The organism is Phycisphaerae bacterium (assembly GCA_018003015.1).
Classification (GTDB): domain Bacteria; phylum Planctomycetota; class Phycisphaerae; order UBA1845; family PWPN01; genus JAGNEZ01.
Window position 1 is genome coordinate 14481 of sequence record JAGNEZ010000046.1, and the last position, 24103, is coordinate 38583.

The window sequence follows — 24103 nt, forward strand, 5'->3', positions numbered from 1 at the left end:
TTCGCAGGTCCTCAATGGTCCTGCTTGCACGCTCGCGATAGACCGTCAATCCGTGCCCACAGCAACGAATCCTGTGCCAACCGTCATTCGCTCCTCGGAGGCGCCCATCGTTCTCGATGTGGCTCGACCGGCCTCCATCACGAGTGGCCCGAGCTCTTTGATCAGTTGCGATGTCGAGTAGTTGAACGTTAACGAAGACAGCCCCAGCGTTCCCACGAGTTTGTCATCGGAACCGAAAATGGGTACGGCCAGGCAAATCACGCCGTCGACATTCTCCATATCGTCGACGGCATACCCGGCCGCCGCCACGGCCGCCAGGTGTTCCTTCAACGCACGCTTGTCGGTGATGGTTTTCGGGGTACGTGCGGGAAGGTCCACCTTACCCAACTGCCGAAGAAGGTCGTCTCCCGAATAGGCCAGCAGTACCTTGCCCGGCGCGCTGGCGTGCAGGTAGTAATGGCCGCCAACCCGGGCCGCGAACCGAAGATCGCCGGTAGCGTCGAGATGCTCGATGCACAGTGCTCGCCGCTGGTCGAGGATGCAGAGGTAGCAGCTCTGCTGCGTGGCTTCCCACAGATGGCGAAGCGGTTCTGCCGCGGCGACCCGCACATTCAGCCGGCTCAGAGGCTTACTCGTGTGCTGAAACGGCTGCAGGGTCATCCGGTACTTGAGGGCGTTGTCGTTGTCGGCCACGATCCACCCGAGGTCGCTCAATGTTCGAACCAACCGGAAGACCATGTTCTTGTTCAGTTCCAGCCGCTGGCTGATCTCAGAGACGCCCATCGGCTGCGGCGATTCGCACAGCAGCTCGATCAGTCTGATGACCTTCCGCGCGGCCGGCACGTCGTAGAATCGCTCGGACATCGGGCGAGGGTCCTCTTTTGTAACACCTGCAAAACGTCGTTCCCTCAGTATAACAATCGCTTGCGCTGAGGCAAGTCGTGTCGAGTCCCGCCGCCTCTGATCGCCCTGCCAAGGGACTGATCGCGGATCACCGAGGCCCGGCTGCCGGTTTGGCTCTCATGAAGAAAGCGTCCGGAAGGGGGTGCCTTCCGGACGCTTGGTTGGTCGACGGGCTGAGTCAACCTGGTCGGTTCGATCTTTCAGACCGGTTTCGTCAATAGGGGGGCATTCCGCCGGGCGGGCCGCCGGCGGGCTTCTTCTCTTCTTTGATTTCGCTGACGGCCGCATCGGTGGTCAGGAGCAGGGCGGCGACGGAGGCCGCGTTCTGCAGGGCGATACGTTCGACCTTCTTGGGTACGAGCACGCCCATCTTGATCAGGTCGCCGTACTCGCCGGTCAGGGCGTTGTAACCGAAGTTCTTGTCGCCGCCTTCGAGCACCTTCTGGCAGACGATCGAGCCGTCGAGGCCCGCGTTCTCGGCGATCTGCTTGATCGGGGCGGTGAGGGCCCGGCGAACGATGTCCACGCCGGTCTTCTGATCGCCCTTGAGCTTCTTGGCGCAGGCATCGAGGGCCGCCAGGCAGCGCAGGGGGGCGACGCCGCCGCCCGGAAGGATGCCTTCCTCGACCGCCGCCCGGCACGCGTGCATGGCGTCCTCGACCAGGGCCTTGCGTTCCTTCATTTCGACCTCGGTGGCCGCCCCGACGTTGATCTGGGCGACTCCGCCGGCCAGCTTGGCGAGGCGTTCCTCGAGTTTCTCGCGGTCGTAGTCGCTGGTCGTGGTCTCGATCTCGTTCTTGATCTGCTGGATTCGGCCCTTGATGGCGTTGGGTGAGCCGGCGCCCTCGATGATGGTGGTGTTGTCCTTGTCGATGGTGACCTTCTTGGCCTGGCCGAGATCCTTGATGTCCACGGACTCCAGGTTGATGCCCAGGTCCTCGAAGATGGCCCGGCCGCCGGTCAGGATGGCGATATCATCGAGCATGGCCTTGCGGCGATCACCGAAGCCGGGGGCCTTGACTGCGGCCACCTGCAGGGTGCCACGGAGTTTGTTGACCACCAGGGTAGCCAGGGCCTCGCCCTCGACCTCTTCGGCGATGACCAGCAAGGGGCGGCCGGCCTTGGCGACTTTCTCGAGCAGCGGGATGAGGTCCTTGATGGCGCTGAGTTTCTTCTCATGGATGAGGATGTAGGGCTTGTCCAGCACGACTTCCATCGACTCGAAGTTATTGACGAAGTGGGGTGACAGGTAGCCCTTATCGAACTGCATGCCCTCGACCAATTCGACGGTGGTCTCGAGGCCCTTGCCCTCCTCGACGGTGATGACGCCGTCCTTGCCGACCTTGTCCATGGCCTCGGCGATCTTCTTGCCGATGTGGGCGTCCTGGTTGGCGGCGCAGGTGCCGACCTGGGCGATTTGGGCGGTGTCCTTGACGTTGGTCGCCATCTTGGTCAGCTCGTCGACAACGGCGTTGACTCCGGCCTCGATGCCGCGTTTGAGCTCCATGGCGTTGGCGCCGGCGGCCACATTCTTGAGGCCCTCATCATAGATGGCCTCGGCGTAGATGGTGGCCGTGGTCGTGCCGTCACCGGCCGCAGTGGAGGTCTTGCTGGCGACCTCTTTGACCATCTGGGCGCCCATATTCTCGTAGGCGTCCTCAAGTTCGATTTCTTTGGCCACACTGACTCCGTCCTTGGTCACTGTGGGTGAACCGAAGGACTTTTCCAGAATGACGTTACGGCCGCAAGGTCCCAGGGTCACCTTGACGGCTCTGGCCAGTTGTTTGACGCCCCGTCGGATGGCCTCGCGGGCTTCCATTTCGAATGCGATTTTCTTCGCTGCCATAGATCTTCACTCCATGGATTAGTCTTGATTTGAACGCTTAACCGATTATCGCCAGGATATCGCTCTCGTCGAGGATCAGGAGCTCCTCGCCTTCGACCTTGATTTCCGTGCCTGCGTAACTGGAGAAGAGCACCTCATCGCCCTTGGCGACCTGGAGCTTGCTTCGCTGCCCGTTGTCCAGGAGTTTCCCGTCGCCGGTCGCCTGGACGATTCCGCGCCGGGGCTTCTCTTTCGCGGTGTCGGGCAGGACGATCCCGCCAGCGGTCTTCGATTCCGCTTCCACGCGTTTGACCACGACCTTGTCACCCAGCGGACGGATTTTGATCTTTGCCATCATCCAACTCCTTTCTCATGCGATCCGAGTGGCATTCTACGCACATCATGCCCCATCGCGACGGGCAGTCGGCCACTGGCGGGCGCGGACTTACCGGCGGGAGGGAACCCAACGTCGAGAGAAGAGCAAGCCCAATGCCAGCACCCTGCAGGGGGCCTGTTTGCCCCAGTCAGCATCTGCTTAAGATCATTATTTACATGATTTTACATCATTAGAGGCGTGGGCGCAGATTGGCGTCCGGGCTTCTGCCATATTCGGACGCCCCGGGGGATCGGCTGTCAGAATGGCATGCCTCGCCGACGGTCGTCTGGCCCGCGGGTGGGCCGCATTGGGCGCCGGGACGAGCGGCGAATCTGGCTTTCCCTGCGAGCGCCGGACCGGATATAGTGCGCGTCTCCATGTGGCTTGTTGAACTCGCACTCAGGCGGACCTACACCTTCATTGTCATGGCGATGCTCATCGCCATTCTTGGCGGGGTCACCCTTGTCCGCATGGCCACGGATATCTTCCCGGAGATCGACATCCCGGTCGTGGCAGTGATGTGGTCCTTCTCCGGGATGCCGCCGGAGGAAATGGAACAGCGAATCGCCTCTGGTTACGAACGGGCGATGACCACGACGGTTAACGACATCGAGCACATCGAAAGCCAGTCGCTCCGCGGCGTGTGTGTCGTCAAGGTGTTCTTCCACCCCGGAGCCAAGATCGAGGCGGCTACCGCCCAGATAACGGCCATCTCGCAGAGCATCCTGAGAGCGTTTCCACCGGGCATCACACCGCCCCTCATCATCCGCTATAACGCCTCGAATGTCCCCGTGCTTCAGGCGGCCCTGGGGAGCAACACCCTGACCGAACAGCAGCTTTTTGACCTCGGCCAGAATTTCATCCGTACCGGCCTGGCGACGGTGCAAGGCGCCCAGATCACCTTGCCGTATGGCGGGAAGTTTCGCCAGATCATGGTCGATCTGGATCTAGATAAGCTGCACGCATGGGGGCTGTCGCCGGACGACATTTCCGCTGCCGTGAACGCCCAGAACCTGATCATTCCGGCGGGAACCGCCAAGGTTGGCTCGCAGGAATACAACGTCCGGCTGAACAGCAGTCCGCCGACGGTCGAGGAGTTCAATGACCTGCCGATCAAGACGGTGAACGGTGTGACCCTCTACATGCGCGACGTGGCTTATGTTCGCGACGGTTTCACGCCGCAGACGAATGTCGTACATGTGGACGGCAAGCGGGCCGCTGTCTTGCCGATCCTAAAAGCCGGCGGGGCTTCCACGCTCGACATCGTGGACCGGGTACGGAAGGCGTTGCCGGGAGTACTGGCCACTTTGCCGCGAGAACTCAAGGTAACGCTGCTGTTCGATCAGTCGGTTTTCGTCCGGGCGGCCATCAACGGTGTCGTCAAGGAGGCTGTCATCGCCGCGGGACTCACCGGCCTAATGATCATGCTGTTTCTGGGAAGCTGGCGCAGTACGATCATCGTGATCATCTCGATCCCGCTTTCCATTCTCACGTCGATTTCCATCCTGCACGCGCTTGGTCAGACGCTCAATGTCATGACTCTCGGTGGGATGGCGCTGGCGGTGGGCATCCTCGTCGATGACGCCACGGTCGCGGTGGAGAACATCCACAGGAACCTCGGCCAATGCAAGACACTCGTTCGGGCGATTCTCGACGGCTCGCAGCAGATCGCCGTGCCGGCCTTCGTTTCCACGCTGTGCATCTGCATCGTCTTCACTCCCATTGCCTTCATCAGCGGAGCCGCCAAGTACTTGTTCACCCCCATGGCGATGGCCGTCGTGTTCGCGATGCTGGCGTCCTACCTCCTGTCGCGCACTCTGGTGCCGACGATGGCCTACTATCTTCTTCGTGACGAGTTCCAGGGAGGAGTGAAGCAGGTTCTCGGTGGTGCGGCCGTTGCCGGGGGTCGCGGCATTCGCGGCGGTTTCCACGGCGTTTTCGAGAGGCAGTTCGAGAAACTGCGACGGTTCTACGGCGGGCTGTTGGCTGGGTGTCTGGAACACCGATTGACTGTTCTCATGGTCGCGATCCTGCTTGTCGCCGCGTCTACCGGTTTGGCCATGTTGATCGGGCGGGATTTCTTCCCCTCGGTCGATGCCGGCCAGATCCGGCTGCACGTGCGATGCCCGCCGGGTACGCGGATCGAAGAGACCGAACGCCACTTCGCGAAGGTGAGCGAGGTGATTCGCGAGATCATCCCGCCGGAAGAGACCGCGATGGTCCTCGACAACATCGGGACGCCGGTCAGCTCGCTCAATCTGGCATTGAGCGACGGCACGCTGATTTCGACGGCGGAGGGAGAGGTGCTGATCGCCCTCAAGCCGGAGCGGCGCTGCACCACGCCCGAGTACGTCAAGCGCCTCAGGCGGGAATTGGCAGCCCGATTTCCCGATCTCATCTTCTTCTTTCAGGCTGCGGACATCGCTACGCAGGTCCTCAATTTCGGCATTAGCGCGCCGATCGACATCCAGATCGTCGGGCCGAGGGCAAATCAACCCGAGAACCTCCGCATCGCTCAGGCCATCAGCCGGGAAGTCGCGGCCATTCCCGGTGCGGTCGACGTGCACCTTCACCAGGTCGTGAATGTGCCGGAACTTCGTGTGAACGTTGACCGCACACTGGCCGCTCAGCTCGGACTGAGCCAGCGTGATGTGGCCAATGACATGCTGATGTCGCTCAGCGGCAGCGGTCAGACGGCGCCCAATTTCTGGCTTGACCCGATACGCGGCGTGCAGTACTCCATCATCGTCCAGACGCCTCAGTACAAAATCAACTCGATCAGCGCTCTCGAGAATACGCCTATCACGGCGACGGGGCTGAACGAGCCGCGGCTACTGAGTGACGTGGCACAGGTATCGCATTCCACCGGGTTGGCCAACATAACCCACCACAACGTCGCTCGAACGCTCGACGTGTTGGTCGGCGTTCAGGATACTGACTTGGGCTCGGTCTCCCGGGCGGTCGACGAGATTCTCGACCGTTACCGACCCCAGTTGCCCCGCGGCTCCACCGTGGTGGTTCGCGGCCAGGTGGAGAGCATGAATAACTCATTCAGTGGTCTCACTTACGGTTTGGTGTTCGCCGTTCTGCTGGTCTACCTACTCATGGTGGTGAACTTCCAGTCGTGGGTCGATCCGCTCATCATCCTGATGGCTCTGCCCGGCGCCTTGTCGGGCATTGTCTGGATGCTGTTCGCCACGGGAACGACCCTCAACGTACCTTCGCTCATGGGGGCGATCATGAGTATCGGCGTGGCCACGGCGAACAGCATTCTGGTTATCACGTTCGCCAACGACCAGCGCCGACTAGGGATGGACGCCCCGCAGGCCGCACTGGCGGCCGGCATGAGCCGCCTTCGACCGGTACTCATGACCGCTCTGGCGATGATCATGGGAATGCTGCCCATGTCGCTCGGCTTGAGCGAGGGTGGCGAGCAGAATGCACCGCTGGGTCGAGCGGTGGTTGGCGGGCTGGCCGTGGCGACGTTCGCGACACTCTTCTTTGTACCGGTGGTGTATAGTGTATTGCGTCGGCGGCCGCCCAAGCCCCACGTCGCCGAACTGGATCGGGAGCGGCCATGACTGAGTCAGAGCCCAATCAGAATCCGCGCTCGGCCGGGCCTGTGGCGGGGTCACCAGATCGTCCTTGTTCGGTGAGCAACGGCGTCGAGGATCTCGTGAACACTGTCCCGCTCTCGAAACCAGGGCCATTGCTTGTGGCGGTGCTGTTCCTGGCTGGTGCAGGTGTGCTCGTGGCGCTTTTTCTGACCGGATGGCTGCCACGCGTGCATCGCGAGGCGGGCCTTCGCGCCGAGGCGGATCGCGTCAGACAGGCGTTGCCCGTGGTCAATGTGGCTAAGCCCAAGGTCGGGCCTTCGGTGACTCAACTCGTCTTGCCGGGCAATGTGCAGGCCATGCGGGAGACGACCGTCTGCGCCAGGGCCGACGGCTACCTCAAACGCTGGTTTTTCGATATCGGTGACGACGTCAAGGAAGGGCAGTTGATCGCTGAGATCGATACCCCTGAGATCGACCAGGAGCTGGGTCAGGCTCGGGCCGCCCAAGCGCAGGCCCAGGCCCGGCTGGCCACGAGTGAGTCCGCGGCCAATCTCGCAAAGACCACGCTGGAGCGGTATAAAAGTCTGTCAGACGGCAAGGCGATCAGCGTGCAGGATCTGGCTGAACGACAGGCGGCGTACGACACCGCCCTGTCGACCGTGAGGGCGAGCAAGGCGGATGTCGACGCGGCCGAGGCAAATGTGCGCCGGCTCTCTCAGCTGAAGTCGTTCTCCCGGATCCTGGCTCCATTTGACGGCACCGTCACGGCTCGGTATGTCGATATCGGCGATCTGATCACGACGGGCGGCGGTAACAGCCCGGCACTTTTCAAGATCGTGCAAGCCCAAGTCGTTCGGGTGTTTGTTGAGGTGCCCCAGTCCTCCGCTTCTTCGATCAGACCTGGACAGAGGGCGGAACTCACGCTTTCCGGGCAAGGAGACCGCAAGCTGGTTGGCGAGGTGTCACGCACTGCTCGGGCCATCGAGCCGGAATCGAGGACCATGCGGACCGAAGTCCTGATCACCAATAAGCACGGCTTGCTGTTGCCCGGTATGTACGTCAAAGTCACGTTCTCCATCACCACCGAGACGCCGCCGCTGCTTCTACCGGTCAGCGCATTAGTGATTGATGCCGCCGGAACACGGGTGGTGGTCGTGGCTCCGAACGGCCGGCTCCAGTACAAGAAGATTCGACTTGCTGGTGACTATGGAATGGAAATCGGCGTGGCCTCGGGACTGTCTCCGGAAGACGACGTTGTGTTGAATCCGGATGCCCGTCTCACGGAAGGAATGCAGGTGGCCACGACCGCCCCGGCCTGAGATTGAGCAATGTGCGGCGTGCGGGGCACCTTCTGTCGGGCAGGGTCAATCGAATCGATCACGGATTCGCAGGCCTAAGTTCACCTACACGAGTCTCCATTTCGGTTTTCGTTCTATGCCTGTTCCCTCGACGGCACGTCGGTTTTCACGCCGCCGAATCGCCGATCGCGGGCGGCATAGGCTCGGATGGCGTCGTTGAGTTCATCCTTGCCGAAATCCGGCCAGAGTACGTCGGTGACGTACAGTTCCGCGTAGCTGATCTGCCAGAGCAGAAAATTGCTGATGCGCATCTCGCCGGCCGTGCGGACGAGCAGATCGGGGTCGGGAACGCCGGCGGTGTAAAGGTGGGAGCTGATGCAGGCCTCATCGATTTCGGCCGGATCGAGCCGCCCGGCCTGCGCGTCGGCGACGATGGCCCGGACGGCGTCCACGATTTCGTCTCGGGAGCCGTAGTTGATTGCCAGGCAGAGCTTGAGGCCCCGGTTGTTGCGGCTCATGGTCTGGGTGACGTCCAGTTCGCGAAGGACGGCCTCGGGAAGCCGGTCTCGGCGGCCGATCTGGATCAGTCGGACGTCGTGGTCCATGATTTCCTCTCGTTCCTTAATGAGGTACTCGACGTAGAGGTTCATGAGCGCGTCGACTTCACGGCGTGGACGTTTCCAGTTTTCGGCGCTAAAGCTGTACAGGGTAAGTGCATCGAGTTTGAGGCGGGCGCAATGGGTGATGATCTCGCGGACGTGAGCCGCCCCCTCGATATGTCCATGGATGCGGGGCCGGTTGCGGAGGTTGGCCCACCGGCCGTTGCCATCCATGATGATGGCGATGTGCCGAGGCAGCTGGTCCGGTCGCAGCCCGAGTTCGTCCTGGGGGTCGATGGGCGGTTCGCGCATGATCATATTATATCGACCGGATGAGGGTTTGGGTTCGATCCGGTCCGACACTGAGGATGGCGATTCGCACCCCGACGAGGGACTCGATGCGATCGACGTAGTTGCGTGCTTCTCGCGGTAAGTCATCGAAAGAGCGGACGTTGCGCAGATCGCCTTTCCAGCCGGGCATGTACTCCAGCACCGGCTGGGCTTGTTCCATGGTGGGGCAATCGGAGACGAAGCCGGGCAGAGGGCCGTCCGGGGTGCGGTAGCTGGTGCAGATACCGACGCGATCCAGGCCGCTCAGCGTATCCAGGTGCATGACCGCCAGGTGGGTGATTCCACTCAGTCGGGTGCTGTACTGGGCGGCCGCGGCGTCGAACCAGCCGCATCGTCTTGGTCGGCCGGTGGTTGTGCCGTATTCGTGCCCACGTTCGCGGATGTACTGGCCGATCTCGTTGTCGAGTTCGGACGGGAATGGTCCGGCCCCGACGCGGGTGGTGTAGGCCTTGGTGACGCCGATGCAGCTCGTGAGCGTGCTGGCGGGCACACCGGCCCCGGCCGGTACGCCCAGGGCACTCGTGGTGCTGCTGGTGACGAAGGGAAACGTACCGTGGTCGATATCGAGCAGGGCTCCGTTGGCTCCTTCGAAGAGCAGTTGCCTGCCGGCCTGGATGGCTTCGAAGAAGAACCGGGTCGTGTCGCAGACGTTGCCGCGAACGCGGTCCGCGCAGGCCAGGTACTGGTCGGCGATGTCCGTGGCATTGAGCGGCTCACGGTCGTTGTACAAGGCGGCGAAGGTTTTGTTCTTGAGGTCGACGATGCGCCGGAGTTGTTCACGGAACTTGTCCGGGTGGAGCAGGTCGCCGACGCGGATAGCCGTCGCGCGGAGCATCTTGTCGGCGTAGCAGGGTCCGATTCCGCGGGCAGTGGTGCCGATCTTGCTGCTGCCGAGAGCGGCCTCGGAGAGCAGATCCTGTTTCTTGTGATAGGGCATGACGAGGTGAGACCGGTCGCTGATTCTGAGGTTCGGCCCGACGGTGATGCCGCGCTCGGCCAGGGCAGAGACCTCCTCGAGCATCCGCTGGAGATCGAGGGCGACGCCCGGCCCGATGGCGGCCGTCTTGCCGGGGCTCAGCACGCCGACGGGCAGCAGGTGGAGGGCGAACTTCTGCCCGTTGACGTGCACGGTGTGGCCGGCGTTTCCTCCGCCGTTGTAGCGGACCACGATATCGAACTGCTCGGTGAGCAGGTCGACGATTTTGCCCTTGCCCTCGTCGCCCCAGTGCAGACCGACGACGCACGTATGTCCGAGTTTGCCCAAGTTCATGAGGCTGTGTCTCTCTGGGAAAGCCCGAGGTTTCAGCCGGCCGGGGGGAGCTCAACGGCTCTGCCGCCGCGGCTTCAGGCATCGTCCAGCAACGCGGTGACGTAGTGTATCCGGGGTGGGTGGTTGCGTCAACGTGGGGCGAAAGCCGCGGGCCGGAGAGCGGCGTATAGTGGGGGGCGGAAGGACGGGGAGCCGGTTACGATGTGCTCGTGAGCGGCAAGGCTTGGTCGTGAGTCGCCGGGGTGAACCGGTGGTTTGGACCGGTGGACAAACGCTTCGGCGTGACGGACAATGCAGTCCGATGCGGGCGCCTTGGAAGTTGTGAGGCCAAGCCAGGAGCTCAAGCAACGAGCACCAAGATGCCGGGAGTGGATCGGGCAGGTGGGTGCCGGCGTGTCGAGCGTTGCCCGTTCCGCTGGGCATGACCGTCAAAGGGGGTCTGTGGATGTGTGGCGTGGTTCTGCTGCCTCTTCTGCTGGCCGCCGCGGATGCGTCGAACATCAAATCGGATGAGCGGGTGTTGTTCTTTCCGACGCTCGGTCGGTTCCTTCCTGGCGAGGATGCCTGGGAGATTGAGATCCACGCGTGGGTGTTCGAGCCGGAGTCGGACTCGCTGAAGCGAGCGGCCGCATTGGGCGCCCTCCGGCGAATGCTCGGCCTGCCGGACGATGCGGCCGACACGGCGGTCTTCAAGGAGCGAGCGAGGGCTTTTCTGGTGGACAGCGAGGGGGGTAAGAGGCTGGTCGTCCGCCTGGCGGGTGCCACTTACAGGCTGCCTGATTCCGAGGCGAATGGTCATGTGGCGGCACGCATTCGGGTGCCCGCTTCCGCGATACGGCGGTCCGGAGGCACGGCGGCGTCGGGTGATTCGGGAATGACGATCGAGGCGGTGTTACCCGAGGGCGACGGGCGGCGGATGACCGGGTCGGTTCTGTTCCTGGATGCGAGGGGTGTGTCGGTCATTTCCGACATCGATGACACGATCAAAGTGAGCCAGGTCACCGACAAGAAGGCCCTGCTGACCAACACCTTTATTCGCGAGTTCAAGGCGGTGCCGGGCATGGCCGCCGCTTACCGCGCTTTGGCTGACGGCGGAGCTTCGTTCCACTACGTTACCGCCAGCCCCTGGCAACTGTACGAGCCGCTTGCTGGGTTCATGTCGGTCAGCGGCTTTCCGGCCGGGACATTCCACATGAAGCTCTTCCGGATGAAGGACAGCAGCTTGCTGAACCTGTTCGCCAGCCCGGAGGAAAGCAAACCGGCGGCGATCGAGCCCATTCTCAGGGCCGGTCCGGACCGGCGGGTTATCCTGGTTGGCGACGCAGGCGAGAAAGATCCTGAGATCTATGGGGGGATCGCCCGGAGGTTTCCAGGCCAGATTGTCCATGTTTTCATTCGGAACTTCGCCGCGGGGGGCAACTCGAGTCGGCGGTTCGCGATGGCCTTTGCGGGTGTTCCGAAGGACCGGTGGACGGTGTTCTCCGATCCGCAGGTGGTTTTGGGGCTGATTCGGGAGAAGTGGCTAACGACTCGACCTTTGGCCACGCGTCCCGGTGGCGGCTTGTGACCGGTCGTGAGGCGCCTGAGTCGGGTGGAACGCGGAGGGTGATGTCTCTGAGGAATGAGGAGCCGAACCTCCTTCTTTTTCGAAGGTTACCAAGCCGTTGAGAAAAGCGTTTGCTGAATCACCCCCAAAATGTTGGGGTCGGACGGTTTTCCGTGCCGATATATTGGGTGTTTCTTCGACGTTGAATGGCCTGTGAGATGAAAAAAAGGTATGTTGTAACTGCTTTGGTGCTTGGGAGTTGTGTCGACGTCCAGAAATCGGCGAGTTTAAGGGGAAGATTCCGTTGACAGGGGCTACTTCTTGGGGTATTAAGATATTCGCCCCCCACATGTTGGGGCGTGAATCAGGTCGGGCTTAGTATCTTCTGGACGCAAGAGAGTGATTTCTTTTGCGGAGCGGTTAGGGCGCATCCGGCGTGTGGGGGTGCGCGCCAAACGGCTAGGACGGGGTTTGCAGGCAGGTTGGGTTGGCCGGGTGAGCTGTTGGGCGGATCGGGCATGAGGCCGGTTTGCCTTCGGGAGTTTGGACAGTGGCGTCAATCAAGGATGAGACCATCGGAACGGATGCCCATGAGGACGATGCGAACGTCGGGCTGAGCGAGAACGCTCTGCGCGTACTTCGGGCGCGGTATCTCAAGAAAGATGAGAACGGCCAAGTGACAGAGACGCCGAAAGCCCTGTTCGATCGAGTGGCTGGCACGATTGCCGACGTTGAGTTGTCCTACGGCGACCAAGCGCAGCGGGACCACTGGGCGAGTCGTTTTTACGATCTGATCGTCAGCGGGCGCTTCATGCCCAACAGTCCGACGCTGATGAATGCCGGGCGTGAGATGGGTATGTTGAGTGCCTGTTTCGTGCTTCCGGTGCGAGACAGCGTGGCGGAGATCTTCGACTCGATCAAGAACACGGCTCTCATTCAGAAGGCTGGCGGCGGGACCGGATTCGCCTTCGACGAACTCCGTCCCACCGGGGACTACATCCGCAGTTCGGGCGGCACGACGTCGGGTCCGATCAGTTTCTGGCGAGCGTTCAGCGAGGCGACGAACGCGATTCAGCAGGGTGCGTTCCGTCGCGGGGCGAACATGGGGATGATGTACATTCATCATCCCGATATTCTCAAGTTTCTGTTCGCCAAGCAGGACCTCACCCAGTTCACCAACTACAACATCTCGGTCAAGTTGACCGATCCATGGATGGAAGCGTTTCTGAGAGATGCGGATGCCCCGCATGTCGTTCGCAATCCGCGGAGTGGGCAGGAGTACTTGATTCCCAAATCCGTGGAGATTGCCAAGTACGATGTGCGGTCACTGATCCCTATCAGGCGCGGTCAGGACGGCGAGCTGCGGGTTGAAGACTCGGATGGCAACGCCACGGCCGAGACGGTCGCCCGCGGCTCGTCGTTCGCTATTCCCGTCTACAGCATGCGTGACATCTGGGACATTATCGTCAAGAACGCCCACCAAACGGGCGAACCCGGTGTGGTCTTCATCGACCGGATCAACGAGTTCAATCCAACGCCGAAGCTTGGCCGGATCGAGGCCACCAATCCGTGCGGCGAGCAACCTTTGCTGCCGTACGAGGCGTGCAACCTCGGCAGTATTAATCTCGCCGCGTTCGTGCGCGACGCAGGCACGGGCAAGGCGGACGTGGACTGGGACGCTCTTCGCGAGACGGTTTACGACGCGGTGCGCTTTCTGGACAATGTGATCGACGCAAACAACTACCCGCTGCCTCAGATCGAAGCCATCTGCAAGGCGAACCGCAAGGTCGGCCTGGGTGTCATGGGCTTCGCCGACGCTCTGTTCAGGCTCGGGGTGTGCTATTCCTCCGAGGATGGCGTGGCCTGGGGCGAGCGGTTCATGAAGTTCATCAACGACGAGGGGCACGACTACAGTGAGAAGCTGGCCGCCGAGCGAGGTTCGTTCTCCAACTGGGCGGGCAGCATTTGGGACACGCAGCATCATCGTCCGATGCGGAATGCGGCGGTGACCACGGTCGCTCCGACCGGCACGATCAGTATCATCGCCGGTTGCTCCGGCGGCATCGAGCCCATGTTCAGTCTTGCCTTCTTCCGCAACGTGCTCAAGGGTCAGGATGAAGGCAAGAAGCCCATGGTTGAAGTCAACCCAATCTTCGCCGCCTATGCTGCGGCGAGAGGTCTCGACAGCGAGGGTCTGATGGATCGTCTTGCCAGGGATGGCACCCTCGCTGGAATACCTGGCGTGCCCGACGACGCCAAGCACATCTTCGTCTGTGCCCATGACATCTCACCGGATTGGCACGTGAGGATGCAGGCGACGTTCCAGCGGCACTGTGACGCGTCCATCTCGAAAACGATCAACTTCCCCCACGATGCCTCGGTGGCGGACGTAGACACGATCTATCGACTGGCTTACCAACTGCGGTGCAAAGGGGTCACCGTCTATCGAGATGGGTGCCGGACCGAGCAGCCCATGGCTCTGAAGAAGGTCGACAAGGGTGAAGCAACCCAGGCCAAGTCCGCCACCGAGGTAAAGAATGCCAGCAAGGAGCTGACTCCCATGGCGACGCCCCCATCTGCCCCTGGGAATGGAGCCTCCAAAAGCCCTGAGGTGTGCGTCCGCAAGCCGGTCGCCGAGCCGCCGACCATTGAACCGCGCGACATTCCCGAGATTGTCAGCGGATTCCGGATCCGGCAGATGACGCCGTTCGGCAACATGCACGTGAAGATCACCGTTGATCCGCGCAGCGAACGCGAGCTTGAGGTTTTCGCCCAGCTCGGCAAGGGTGGTGACATCGCCAACAGCGATCTCGAAGCGATCTGCAGGTTGATTTCGCTCTGGCTTCGAGCCGGGGGGGCACTCCGGCATGTGATCCGCCAGCTTCGGGACATCGGCTCCAGCCTGCAGGTGCCGACCAAGGACGGCAAGATCATGAGCCTCGGCGACGGTCTGGCTCGGGCCCTGCAAAAGTACACTCGGGCCAAGGAACGATTCGGCCTGCGGGCTCTGCTGCTGGGTGAGTGCGATCTCGCCTCGCTGGATCGGCCTGTCGAGGGCCATGCCGGTCCGATAGTACCTCCGACCAGCGTTAATCCTCATCCGGGCAACGGCAATGGCAATGGGAACGGGAATGGCAAGAATCACGCGCAGGTGACGGAAGTGCGCCACGCTGTCGTGGCAGGTGCTGGATCGAGCATGGATTCCCATTCGTCCGCTTCCGGCACAAGTGTCCTGACGCCGATCCGTCTTGCGTTCAAGGTGAAGTGTCCTTCCTGCGGTGAAGGGTTGGTTTTTGCGGAAGGCTGCAACAAGTGCCATCATTGCGGGTGGGCCCAGTGTTGACCAAGTCTCACGAAAAACGGGTTGCTTTGGGCTTGATGTTGTCCGAGTCCTGTGATATAGATACCGCTTGGCGCGACGTAGGTGATGACGAGGTCCGATACAACGCTTCTTGCCAGTAGTGAGAATGGGGTGAAAACGCGAGATTGCTCGCTAGCATGGTTTGGGATCCCCGTGTAGACTTCTTACGAGCCAGAGCAAGCCGCGATTCGCCTGCAAGCCCGACTGGGGTGCAAAAAAAAGATGCAAGATTATTCGCGGCTTAGCCGACAATAAAAACGTGGTGTCATCGGAGGGTCTGTGGCCCTGGCATGACAGGGCGATTCAGTTTGGCTTCTTTCCCCTCCGGAAAGCACCGGGCCAGCCTTAGGCACCTGGTGCTTTCTTTTTGCGCGCCTTCTGCTGCCGGGGAACCGGCGCGGGGACGAGGCCGCGTCGTTCGGAGGCCGTGGGTCCGCTTTCCTTGGTGGTATCAGACCCCTGTGAGTTCTTCGCTGCGTTGGTCGCCTCCACCGCTCTTCGGCTTGCCTCGATTCTCTCCGCCAGCTGTCTAGCCAGGTTGATGATCGAGACCTGGAGACTGCGGGAAGCCATCTCAGCGCCGGCTCTGGGAACGACGACCCAGTCGGTTTTTGACGGAAGCGTGTTTCGGACGCGGCGGAATGCTTCCCGGATCAGGCGTTTGGTTCGGTTGCGCACGACGGCATTTCCGAGGCGGCGTCCGGCGGCGATGCCGAGTCTGGCCAGGACACGGTCGGAAGGGGCGCCGTACAGGGTGATCGTGGCATCCGTGGCCCGAATCTTGAGGTCGAACACGCGTTCGAAGTCTCGGCGGGATCGAATCCTGACACTGCGGGGCAGCGTTTCACGTGGGCGGCTGATGGCGTCTGGTGGGCGGTTGGTCATGACCCGCCGATTATAGCCGCGAATCCGTCTGTTGCCCCGTTGCCCGGCGGGCATGCCCGAGATATCCTGGCCGCCTGATCTGACAGGAGATCCCCGTTGGCTTCCATGGACTTGCAGGACTTTCAGCAACTTATCGAGAAGATGTACTCGCACAAGGACCGGGCACGTGGCCCGACGGGTACGTTCATGTGGCTCATGGAGGAGATCGGGGAGTTGGCGGCGGCCGTTGCGGAGAACAACGACCGGGCCAACCTTGAGGAGGAGTTCGCCGACGTCCTGGCCTGGCTGGCGACCTTGGCGAATGTGATGGACGTGGACCTCAGTGCCGCGATCCGGCACAAGTACGGCGAGGGGTGCCCCGGCTGTGGCCGGATGGTGTGCACCTGCAACGTGAAGCCTTAAGGAGCGTCGCATGAAACGCGGAATCCGGCCCTGGTGCCGAAAGCTCGCGATCCCGATCCTGGTTCTCCCGCTGATGGAGGTGAACTGCTTCCGCATCCTTCAGCAGGAGACCGAGGTTCTTTTCAGCCCTCAGTCCAGCCCGAGCCTGATCTACCAGAGCGTCCTATTCAGCAAGTTGGGTCCGGTGATCTGGCAGATCATCAAACCGGGGTAGAGCGGGGAAGCCGTGTGGCGGGAGGAGCAGAGTCGGAAGGATGTGGGATGTGGCCATCCTGCAAGTTTCGCGGCGCTGCGGGGTGGGGCCTCGCCCACGAAGGGGTCATCCTACGGACCGTTCTGCCGCGACAACCGCTCTCGGATTGGCTGGGGGATTGCGGTACCGCATTCCGAACAGACGCCGTTGGTGCTCGCTCGCAGGTTGTAGTCGCACACCGGGCAGAAGATCGCGCAGGCGAAGTTGGTCCTGAAGTAGGCGAAAGACAAGAGGGATGCAGCCGGACATGGCTCTTTGGAGGGGGTGCGAGGTGTCGCCAGAGATCCATGGTGGTCTCCCATCGTTCGCTGCCGTGGGAATGCTATTGCGGTAGGAAGAGTCGCGACAAGGGCTTCTGCCATCGAGGGCAGATCTGAACGAGGGATGCGGCCGAAGCAACGTTGTGAAACGCTTTCAGCGTTTGCGGACGGGAACGGTGGGCATGTCACCCAGGGTGCGCTTCGCGACTCTGGGCTGAATTCTGGAACCGCGTTGCGGTTCAATTTGAATCGTACGACTCGCATCGAGGAGGGAGCTGCATGGGGGTCCTCGTCGAGATGGGGCTAAACAGCATCGCCCGTCCCGGTTGCCTGCCGGGGCGGGCGATGTTGTGCAAAGGGCTTGCGGTTCGGACTCAGGCCGGGACTGCGGCGACCGGGCCGCTGGTCTGCTGTGCCGCAGAAGCGAGGCGGCCTTCGCGCTCCACGAAGGCTGACGGCAGTGGGGTTGATTCCAGATGCTCACCGAAGCGGACCAGACGGGCCGAGTTGAAGATCACGACCGCGCCGGCGACCATGTGCAGGAACGCGGCCAGCATGGGGTTGATCTCACCCATCGCGCCCAAGATCAACAAGATCACGATGAACGCGATGCCGAAGGCCATGTTCTGCCAAATCACCTTGGTGGAAGCTCGCGAGAGGCGGATCAGGAACGGCAGGCGGCGGAGGTCGTTGTTCATCAGGGCAATGCTGGCCGAGTGGATGGCCACGTCGCTGCCGGCGGCCCCCATGGCGATACCGAGATCACCGGCGGCCAGAGCCGGGGCATCGTTCACACCGTCACCGATCACTGCCACGCGGTGGCGCCGGCTCTTGAGCTGATCGACGATCTGGAGTTTCTGGGCGGGCAGCACTTCGGCGTGAACGTCGGTGCAGCCCATCTCGGCCGATACTCGGCGGGCCACGGACCACTTGTCGCCTGTGACCATGATGAGGCTGCGGACGCCCAGCTGCCGCAGATCCTCGATGGCCTCGCGGGCTTCGTCGCGGGTCCGGTCCTCGAGACCGACCCAGCCGATGAGCTTGCCATCGCGGGCGACGCACAGCACGCTCAGACCCTCGGGTTCCTTGAAATCGGGATCGTTGAGCCTGCTCAGGTCCACCCCGCAGTCCGCCAGCCAGCTTGCCCGTCCGACCAGGACTTCGCGGTCGTTGATCGTCGCGGAGACACCCTTGCCGATGGTCTCCTTGAACGCTTGCGGTTTGATGAGCCCGATCCGGGCCTTGCGGGCGACCGAGACCAGGGCCTGGGCACTGGGGTGCTTGGAGAGCTGATCCGCCGAGGCGGCCGCTTGGAGGAGGTCAGTTCCTTCGATGCCCGGCACCGGCTTCATCTGGGTGACCGACAGCTCGCCAGTGGTCAGCGTACCGGTCTTGTCGAAAACCACGGCCGACAGGTTGCGGGCGCCTTCCAGGGTGACGACGTTCTTGACCAGGATGCCGAGGCGGGCGGCACAGGAGAGAGCCGCGACCATGGCCGTCGGGGTGGCGAGGACCAAGGCGCACGGGCATGCGACCACGAGCATGGTAATGGCGCGGGTGATGCCATCGGTATCGGCTTTGAAGAACCAGACAATGAGGGCGAGCATGAGCACGGTCGGCGTGTACCACGCGGCGTATTGATCGATTAGCCGCATGAGCGGAATGCGGGTCTTCTCGGCTTCGAGGATCATCTTCTGGACCCGGCCGATGGTCGTGTCTGCCCCGGCCTTGGTCACGCGGATGTCCATGGAGCCGGTGAGGTTGCTGGTGCCGCCGTAGACCTCGTCGTTCGGGCCCTTATCGACCGGCATGGACTCGCCGGTGATACTGGCCTGGTTGACCGACGACTGGCCGGTGACGACCACGCCGTCGGCGGCGATGTTATCGCCCGGCCGGACGCGGATGATCTCGCCGGGCTGGAGGAGGCGGGATTCGACCTCCTCCTCGCGGCCGTCCGCGGAGATCCGGTGGGCGCGGGTGGGCGTGAGGCGGATCAGGCCTTCAATCGACGCCCGGGCGCCAAGGGCGGTTCGGGTTTCGATCAGCGTCGAGATGATCATGAAGAAGGCGATGACGCCTGCTTCCTGGTACTCGCCGATCGCAATGGCGGCCATGACCGCGATGGCGACCAGCTCGTCCATGTGCATGTGGCCCTGGAGAAGGTGCTTGACGGCGTGGACCACCAGCGGAGCTCCCAGCAGCAGGGCTCCGAGCAAGGCGAAAGTGTCCGTGTATTCTGGCTGTTTGAATACACCTTCGGCGAGGAACGAGTTCAGGACGAGGATGCCGCCCATCAGTGTGGCGATGAGGAGGATGCTGGATCGCCCGGTCTGGGCCTCGATGGATTCCTTCAGATAGTCATGAGCCATGGGTTTACGTTCACCTCGGGACACGGGAAAAGGGAAATCCGGACAGGGCATTGTATCCCATACGAGTCATACGGTCGATAGTCGGTACCGGTTTGGGGGCGAGGTCCGAAACGCGCCGAAATGCTGGGTCGGGCCGGATCCCGCTCGGCCTTGGGCAGCCAGATCACGGGGCGGTCGCGCGCGGGAGCCGCGGAGCGCGTCACAGCGATCCTGGTAAGGGTGCGGATCCTGTCAGACCTTGATGGGAGATCACTCCGGGGACGGGGCCGGCTTGCCCTGGCCACAGTTCAACGGGCGGTGGAGAAGGAAGTGCGGCCGATGCGTCGCTGGCGCTGGAGTACCTTGCGGCCACCGGCGGTCCGCATCCGCGCGCGGAATCCGTGTTTCCTTATCTTCTTGATCCGACTCAACTTACGAGGATAATGCATCGTTCGGTTCCTTCTCTACTGAATCCAAGAGCCCGCATTTTAACACGACTCGGGGCGATGATGCAAGTGCGCGTCAGCGGTCGGCGGGGTGTGCGCGGCGTTGCACCTTCTCTGATGGGCCTGGGTCAGGTCCTCCCTTGCCGCCTGGTCTCGTTTGAGGGTAGGGTGTGCCGTCGTTGTCGCAAGTACGTTCTGATGTCCATGGTGCAGGTTGCCTGACCTCACGAGGAAGACCATGAGTCCAAGAGATGTCCTCGGCGGTGTCGCGTCGGTTGTCCTGACGGTGCTCACCACCTCGGTCCCGTGCGTTGCAGTCTCGGCGCCGGGTGAGAAGTCGCCTGTCGAATGGCGGTTCGGGTTGTCGCTGGGGTGGAACGGCTGGAGGCCGAGTGGCGACGTCAGCGACGTCGGCTTCGAGTCCGACGCCGTGGTCTTCACTGCCGTGGGGTCCGATCCGATTATCACCGGTCCTTCCTTCGAGTTGCCCAAGGCAACCAACGATCAGTGGGTTGAGATTGACCTGGACTGTTCCGCTGCCGGGCGGGGCGAACTCTTCTATACCAACAAGACGACGGGCCAGTACGGCGGCTTCGAACCTGGGTGGATGAGCACGGTCCTGGTGCCTGGTTCCGGTCGTCAGACGATCGTGGTCTGGCCATTCTGGGGCGAGCTTGAACGTATGGTTCGCCTTCGATTCGACCCGCCTTCGGGGATCAGGTGTCGGCTTCATGCGATTCGTATCAGGGAGATGGCCGGTGATCTGCCGGCTCCCGATTGGGATTTCCGCAAGGGGGCCGGGTCGTGGCGTCCGCTCTATGCGGCCACGGTCAAGGAGTCGTCGGACGGTCTCCAGGTCATCGCCCATGGTATGCAGGCAGTGGTCATTAGCTCGGTGAGACCGTTTGACGCCGCGCGGCGTTCGGTACTCCGCCTCGATGTGGCTTGTCCGGGCGAGGATGTGATCGGACTGCATTGGGCGACCCAGGAGGAGCCCGGGCTGTATGGGGAGGCGATTCACCTCAGGGACCCAGGTCATTCCGGTCCGATCGAACTGGATCTCCGGCAGTTCCTCGGCTGGACAGGGACGGTGACGCATCTGGCGATCTCGTTCGGCAATTCGCCGACCGCGACGCTGAGTTTGTGCAAGCTTGTGATCGAGGAGAACGACGTCAGCAAGCCGTTCGCGCGGCTGCGTCACCTGGTCTTTGCCCGGCCGGTCAACCGGGCGGGTAGTCAAGCCACACTGCGGGCGGTTCTCGAACATGCGGGTGGGCCAGCCGTACCGCCGGGGACGGCGGTCTTCAGAGTCAACGAGCGTGGTCAGGTTGCCGCTGAGCCGATTGCATTCAAGGGGATCGAGCCTGGCGAGCGGCATGAGTTGACCCAGGCGATTCTGCTGAAGAGTGCCGGGGACCTGGTCATCGAATTGACCGTCAACGGGCAGCGATTCACCCGCACACTCCGGATCGACGAGCCGGTCATCGACGCCAGGCGGCTCGAGCGCCCGGTTGACGGCTACGACGTCCCTGAGCCGCAGGCGGTGCGAACGGGTTACGACATCGGGGTTTACTACTTTCCCGGGTGGTCGCCCGATCAGTTGGTTCGCTGGCGGAAGCAAGCGGACTTCCCGGAGCGCGATTCGCTGCTTGGCTGGTATGCGGAGGGCAGCCCCAAGGTGGCTGACTGGCACATCAAATGGGCGGTCGAGAACGGGTTGACGTTCTTTCTGTACGATTGGTACTGGCGAGAAGGGAAGGAAGAACTGTCCGCCGGTTTGAACGCCGGTTTCCTCAAGGCCCGCTACAATGACCGGATGAAGTTTGCCTTGATGTGGGCCAACCATGCCCCGTACGACGGTCACACGCCCGAGCAGTTGCTGGCCGTCACCGATTACTGGATCGAGCACTACTTCCGCCGGCCGAACTACTTGACCGTGGAGGGCAAGCCCTACGTGAGTTTCTTTGCCGGCTCGCGGGTTATCACGCAGCTAGGCTCGGCGGAGAAGACCCGGGCGGTGTTCGAGGCGATGCGAGCGCGGGTTCGGAATGCTGGCTTGCCCGGGCTGCACATTGGGGCGTGTGCTGGACCGGACGCCTCGGTTCTCGAGCCACACCGTCGTGCCGGCTACGACTCGGTTACCGGCTACAACTACGCGGAGGTGGGCGGCTCGACGCTCCAGTTCGCCTACCGCAGTCATGTCTTGGCTCACGAGGAGGTATGGAAGGCCATGGCCGCCGCCGAGGGAGCGGCCTACATTCCGCTGCTGACGGTTGGCTGGGATGACCGGCCATGGGCCGGCCCGCGTTCCCGTCAGCGGTTCGCCCGCGGCACGCAAGATCTCAAAGATGCTCTTGGCCGGCTGAAGACTCACCTTGATACCACGGGCAAGAAGATGGCGCTTTTGGAGGCATGGAACGAATGGGGGGAAGGCTCATACATTGAGCCCAACGCTCAGTTTGGATTCCGTGACATCGAAGCGATCCGTGAGACGTTCGCGCCGGGTGGACCCTGGCCGGCCAATGTTGCCCCCCAGGACGTAGGGCTCGATGCGCCGTACGATCTGCGTCGGCATCCATGATGCCGCCGGACGGTCTTGCCGGATCGGGCCAGGAGTTCAGGAAGTGTCGGCAGCCACAGCCTGACGGCGGGCGAAGGCCGCCGAAGCCGGTGTCCAGCAGCAGGGGCCATGTCCGCCGACGATCCCTGTCCGGGAGATGAGCAGGCGGGGGTGGGAGAGGGTTTCTCCGCGGCGTCACGAATCCAGGTCAAACAGATCTGGCGTGACCGGCTCGGTCGTTATGTTCGACTTCGCCGGTGTCTGTGGTGTGTCCGAGGGCCGCGCGGTGGTCGGGGTCGAGGCGTTGGGCTGCGTGCCTGAAGAGGGGGTTGCAGGGCTTTTCGGCACCAGTGGGACCCACTGTTGCTGAGGCGGAACGGGTTTGACCTCCTTCGGCGTGGGTGGGAGTGCGGGGGTCGGCGCTGTGGGTGGCTGAGATGGAAGGGATTGTCCGGTCTGGCCCGAGGGCTCGGTCTGGCTCGGCTGGCCGGCGCCCTGTTCGGCAGCCTCCTGCTGCTGGATCTCGGCCAGCGGCTTTGCCTTGATGAAAACCTCGGCCAGGTCGGCATCCGAGGGGAAGCGCTGCTTGATGTCCTTGAAGGTCTCCACAGCCTGATCGCGCTGACCGGTGAAGTGCTGGGCAAAGCCCAGGGACACGAGTCCGTCAGCGTTGTCGGGTCGCTGGGAGACGAAGTTGACCAGCAACCTGAAGTGGCGGTCGAAGTCCTCCTTGTTGGTATAGCGTTCGCGGATGTCGAACCCGGAGTTCACGACTTCTTTGAACTGGCGCACGCCGCGCCGGATGGCGATGGCCGAGATCGCGTAGTCACCGGTAGCGATTCGGGCGACCGCGTAGGCGAGAGCGGCATCCGCGTTCTCGGGGTCCTGCATGGTGACCTGGAGGAACATGCGAGCGGCGGCGTCATATTCGCCCTCGGCGAAGGCCTTGGTTCCCTCAAACATGAGGGTGTAGAGCTCCTCGCCCTTGGGGTCCACTCGTTCGGTGTCCGGCGCGGGCTGGCCCGCCAGGCCGGTGATATTCTCGGCGGCCGGTGTCGGCGATGTCGTCCCGCTGTCGGTCGGGCTTGCCGTTGTGGGCTGAGGCGAAGGTTCGCTGGTGTAGGGTGAGGTGGCATCCGACGACGGCATGGTCGGCGAAGTTGAGTACAGCGTCGAAGCGGCATAGCCGGTGGTGTAGGCGGGCTGCTGATAGTACACAGGCTGCGGGACGACCACGGTTTCCTGCACGATGGTTGGCGAAGTCACATAGTAGGACGCCAGCGGGTAGGCGAAGAACCGTGTGTAGTATACCGGGCAGTAGTGTCGGCTGCGGTAGAAGCCGAAACCGCAGGGTGGGGGACGATGGCCGTGGTGAACCACCGTTGGGCGTGGTCCGTGGTAGGCCGGGCGGTCGAGATGTCCGCCGCGTGAGAGCGATGGCCAATAGCCGGGATCGCCGATTCTCGGGGTCCGGGCCGGATCATAATTGGGGTTGGGACGGAGTACACTGCCGCCGGAGGTTCCTCGTCGCACGGGTGAGCCGGTTGCGGCGCCCGGCGCTCGGCTTATACCGAGGGGTAGCGAGCGGGCTCCACCGGCACCGGGGCTGGCGGAGGGCGGACCTTGTGGTCGCGGTGTCGAGGAAGACCGATCGGGAGGCACGACGGCCGTGGTTCCGCTGGATGCCGGTTTCCGCGTCGAGGTGAAAGTGATCGGCCGCGAAGTATCGACTGAGCCGAGCTGTGTGGTCTTGGTGCCGGTGGTGATGTCTGGGAGGCGGAGGGGTGTTTGGGCGGACGTCAGCGGGTTGGTTGTGGTGGGTCCTCCCGAAGACGGACTAGCGCCCGGCCGTCGGTAAGTGGA

16 protein-coding genes are annotated in these 24103 nt (G+C 62.6%); 7 read left to right on the forward strand and 9 right to left on the reverse strand.

All coding sequences use genetic code 11. The features are described from left to right. Positions 1–45: 45 nt before the first annotated feature. The 3 genes from KA354_17700 to groES form a co-directional block, all read right to left on the reverse strand. Positions 46–864: an IclR family transcriptional regulator gene (locus KA354_17700; GenBank protein ID MBP7936477.1), complete on the reverse strand. Its 819-nt coding sequence runs from the start codon at positions 862–864 to the stop codon at positions 46–48. Positions 865–1117: 253 nt separating this feature from the next. Next, positions 1118–2749: a chaperonin GroEL gene (gene groL / locus KA354_17705; GenBank protein MBP7936478.1), complete on the reverse strand. Its 1632-nt coding sequence runs from the start codon at positions 2747–2749 to the stop codon at positions 1118–1120. A gap of 37 nt (positions 2750–2786) precedes the next feature. After that, positions 2787–3083: a co-chaperone GroES gene (groES, locus tag KA354_17710; protein MBP7936479.1), complete on the reverse strand. Its 297-nt coding sequence runs from the start codon at positions 3081–3083 to the stop codon at positions 2787–2789. Positions 3084–3481: 398 nt separating this feature from the next. On the opposite strand from groES, the gene KA354_17715 reads away from it, so the two are divergent. Together KA354_17715 and KA354_17720 are read left to right on the forward strand one after the other, a co-directional pair. Beyond that, positions 3482–6685, forward strand: a complete 3204-nt coding sequence (locus KA354_17715; GenBank protein MBP7936480.1) for an efflux RND transporter permease subunit — start codon at positions 3482–3484, stop codon at positions 6683–6685. Next, positions 6682–7980, forward strand: a complete 1299-nt coding sequence (locus KA354_17720) for an efflux RND transporter periplasmic adaptor subunit (GenBank protein ID MBP7936481.1) — start codon at positions 6682–6684, stop codon at positions 7978–7980. The genes KA354_17715 and KA354_17720 overlap by 4 nt, the downstream gene beginning before the upstream one ends. Before the next feature lie 113 nt (positions 7981–8093). Here the strand turns inward: KA354_17720 and KA354_17725 are convergent, their stop codons facing one another. Then, positions 8094–8870, reverse strand: a complete 777-nt coding sequence (locus KA354_17725) for an isoprenyl transferase (protein ID MBP7936482.1) — start codon at positions 8868–8870, stop codon at positions 8094–8096. A gap of 7 nt (positions 8871–8877) precedes the next feature. After that, positions 8878–10179 carry an adenylosuccinate synthase gene (locus tag KA354_17730; GenBank protein ID MBP7936483.1) on the reverse strand — a complete coding sequence of 434 codons (1302 nt, stop codon included), beginning with the start codon at positions 10177–10179 and terminating at the stop codon, positions 8878–8880. Between the two features lie 385 nt (positions 10180–10564). Here KA354_17730 and KA354_17735 point away from each other — a divergent pair, with 385 nt between their 5' ends. Both KA354_17735 and KA354_17740 read left to right on the forward strand, forming a co-directional pair. After that, entirely contained in the window at positions 10565–11746 is a 1182-nt protein-coding gene (locus tag KA354_17735; GenBank protein ID MBP7936484.1) for an App1 family protein, read from the forward strand. Positions 11747–12275: 529 nt separating this feature from the next. Beyond that, a complete protein-coding gene (locus KA354_17740; GenBank protein MBP7936485.1) occupies positions 12276–15068 on the forward strand; it encodes a vitamin B12-dependent ribonucleotide reductase in 2793 nt (930 codons plus the stop codon). A gap of 363 nt (positions 15069–15431) precedes the next feature. Here KA354_17740 and rnpA read toward each other — a convergent pair whose 3' ends face one another. Then, positions 15432–16025, reverse strand: a complete 594-nt coding sequence (gene rnpA, locus KA354_17745; GenBank protein MBP7936486.1) for a ribonuclease P protein component — start codon at positions 16023–16025, stop codon at positions 15432–15434. Positions 16026–16076: 51 nt separating this feature from the next. Here rnpA and KA354_17750 point away from each other — a divergent pair, with 51 nt between their 5' ends. After that, positions 16077–16373, forward strand: coding sequence for a nucleotide pyrophosphohydrolase (locus KA354_17750; protein ID MBP7936487.1), 297 nt, complete (start codon positions 16077–16079; stop codon positions 16371–16373). A gap of 10 nt (positions 16374–16383) precedes the next feature. After that, complete coding sequence (locus KA354_17755; GenBank protein MBP7936488.1) at positions 16384–16587, forward strand: hypothetical protein; 204 nt, start codon at positions 16384–16386, stop codon at positions 16585–16587. A 673-nt stretch (positions 16588–17260) separates the two neighbouring features. Here KA354_17755 and KA354_17760 read toward each other — a convergent pair. Both KA354_17760 and rpmH read right to left on the reverse strand, forming a co-directional pair. Further along, positions 17261–19255, reverse strand: a complete 1995-nt coding sequence (locus KA354_17760) for a cation-translocating P-type ATPase (GenBank protein ID MBP7936489.1) — start codon at positions 19253–19255, stop codon at positions 17261–17263. A gap of 287 nt (positions 19256–19542) precedes the next feature. Next, complete coding sequence (gene rpmH, locus KA354_17765; protein MBP7936490.1) at positions 19543–19683, reverse strand: 50S ribosomal protein L34; 141 nt, start codon at positions 19681–19683, stop codon at positions 19543–19545. Positions 19684–19918: 235 nt separating this feature from the next. Between rpmH and KA354_17770 the strand changes: the two genes are divergently transcribed. Then, complete coding sequence (locus tag KA354_17770) at positions 19919–22261, forward strand: glycoside hydrolase family 99-like domain-containing protein (GenBank protein ID MBP7936491.1); 2343 nt, start codon at positions 19919–19921, stop codon at positions 22259–22261. A gap of 174 nt (positions 22262–22435) precedes the next feature. Here the strand turns inward: KA354_17770 and KA354_17775 are convergent, their stop codons facing one another. Beyond that, a complete protein-coding gene (locus KA354_17775; GenBank protein ID MBP7936492.1) occupies positions 22436–23773 on the reverse strand; it encodes a hypothetical protein in 1338 nt (445 codons plus the stop codon). Positions 23774–24103 lie beyond the last annotated feature (330 nt).

Bases quoted from the DNA above. Each gene is read 5' to 3' on its own strand.
- groES (MBP7936479.1), bottom strand. From the start codon at position 3,083: ATGGCAAAGATCAAAATCCGTCCGCTGGGTGACAAGGTCGTGGTCAAA.
- KA354_17760 (MBP7936489.1), bottom strand. From the start codon at position 19,255: ATGGCTCATGACTATCTGAAGGAATCCATCGAGGCCCAGACCGGGCGA.
- KA354_17720 (MBP7936481.1), top strand. From the start codon at position 6,682: ATGACTGAGTCAGAGCCCAATCAGAATCCGCGCTCGGCCGGGCCTGTG.
- KA354_17700 (MBP7936477.1), bottom strand. From the start codon at position 864: ATGTCCGAGCGATTCTACGACGTGCCGGCCGCGCGGAAGGTCATCAGA.
- groL (MBP7936478.1), bottom strand. From the start codon at position 2,749: ATGGCAGCGAAGAAAATCGCATTCGAAATGGAAGCCCGCGAGGCCATC.
- KA354_17715 (MBP7936480.1), top strand. From the start codon at position 3,482: ATGTGGCTTGTTGAACTCGCACTCAGGCGGACCTACACCTTCATTGTC.
- rnpA (MBP7936486.1), bottom strand. From the start codon at position 16,025: ATGCCCGCCGGGCAACGGGGCAACAGACGGATTCGCGGCTATAATCGG.
- KA354_17750 (MBP7936487.1), top strand. From the start codon at position 16,077: ATGGACTTGCAGGACTTTCAGCAACTTATCGAGAAGATGTACTCGCAC.
- KA354_17755 (MBP7936488.1), top strand. From the start codon at position 16,384: ATGAAACGCGGAATCCGGCCCTGGTGCCGAAAGCTCGCGATCCCGATC.
- KA354_17725 (MBP7936482.1), bottom strand. From the start codon at position 8,870: ATGCGCGAACCGCCCATCGACCCCCAGGACGAACTCGGGCTGCGACCG.
- rpmH (MBP7936490.1), bottom strand. From the start codon at position 19,683: ATGCATTATCCTCGTAAGTTGAGTCGGATCAAGAAGATAAGGAAACAC.
- KA354_17730 (MBP7936483.1), bottom strand. From the start codon at position 10,179: ATGAACTTGGGCAAACTCGGACATACGTGCGTCGTCGGTCTGCACTGG.
- KA354_17770 (MBP7936491.1), top strand. From the start codon at position 19,919: ATGAGTCCAAGAGATGTCCTCGGCGGTGTCGCGTCGGTTGTCCTGACG.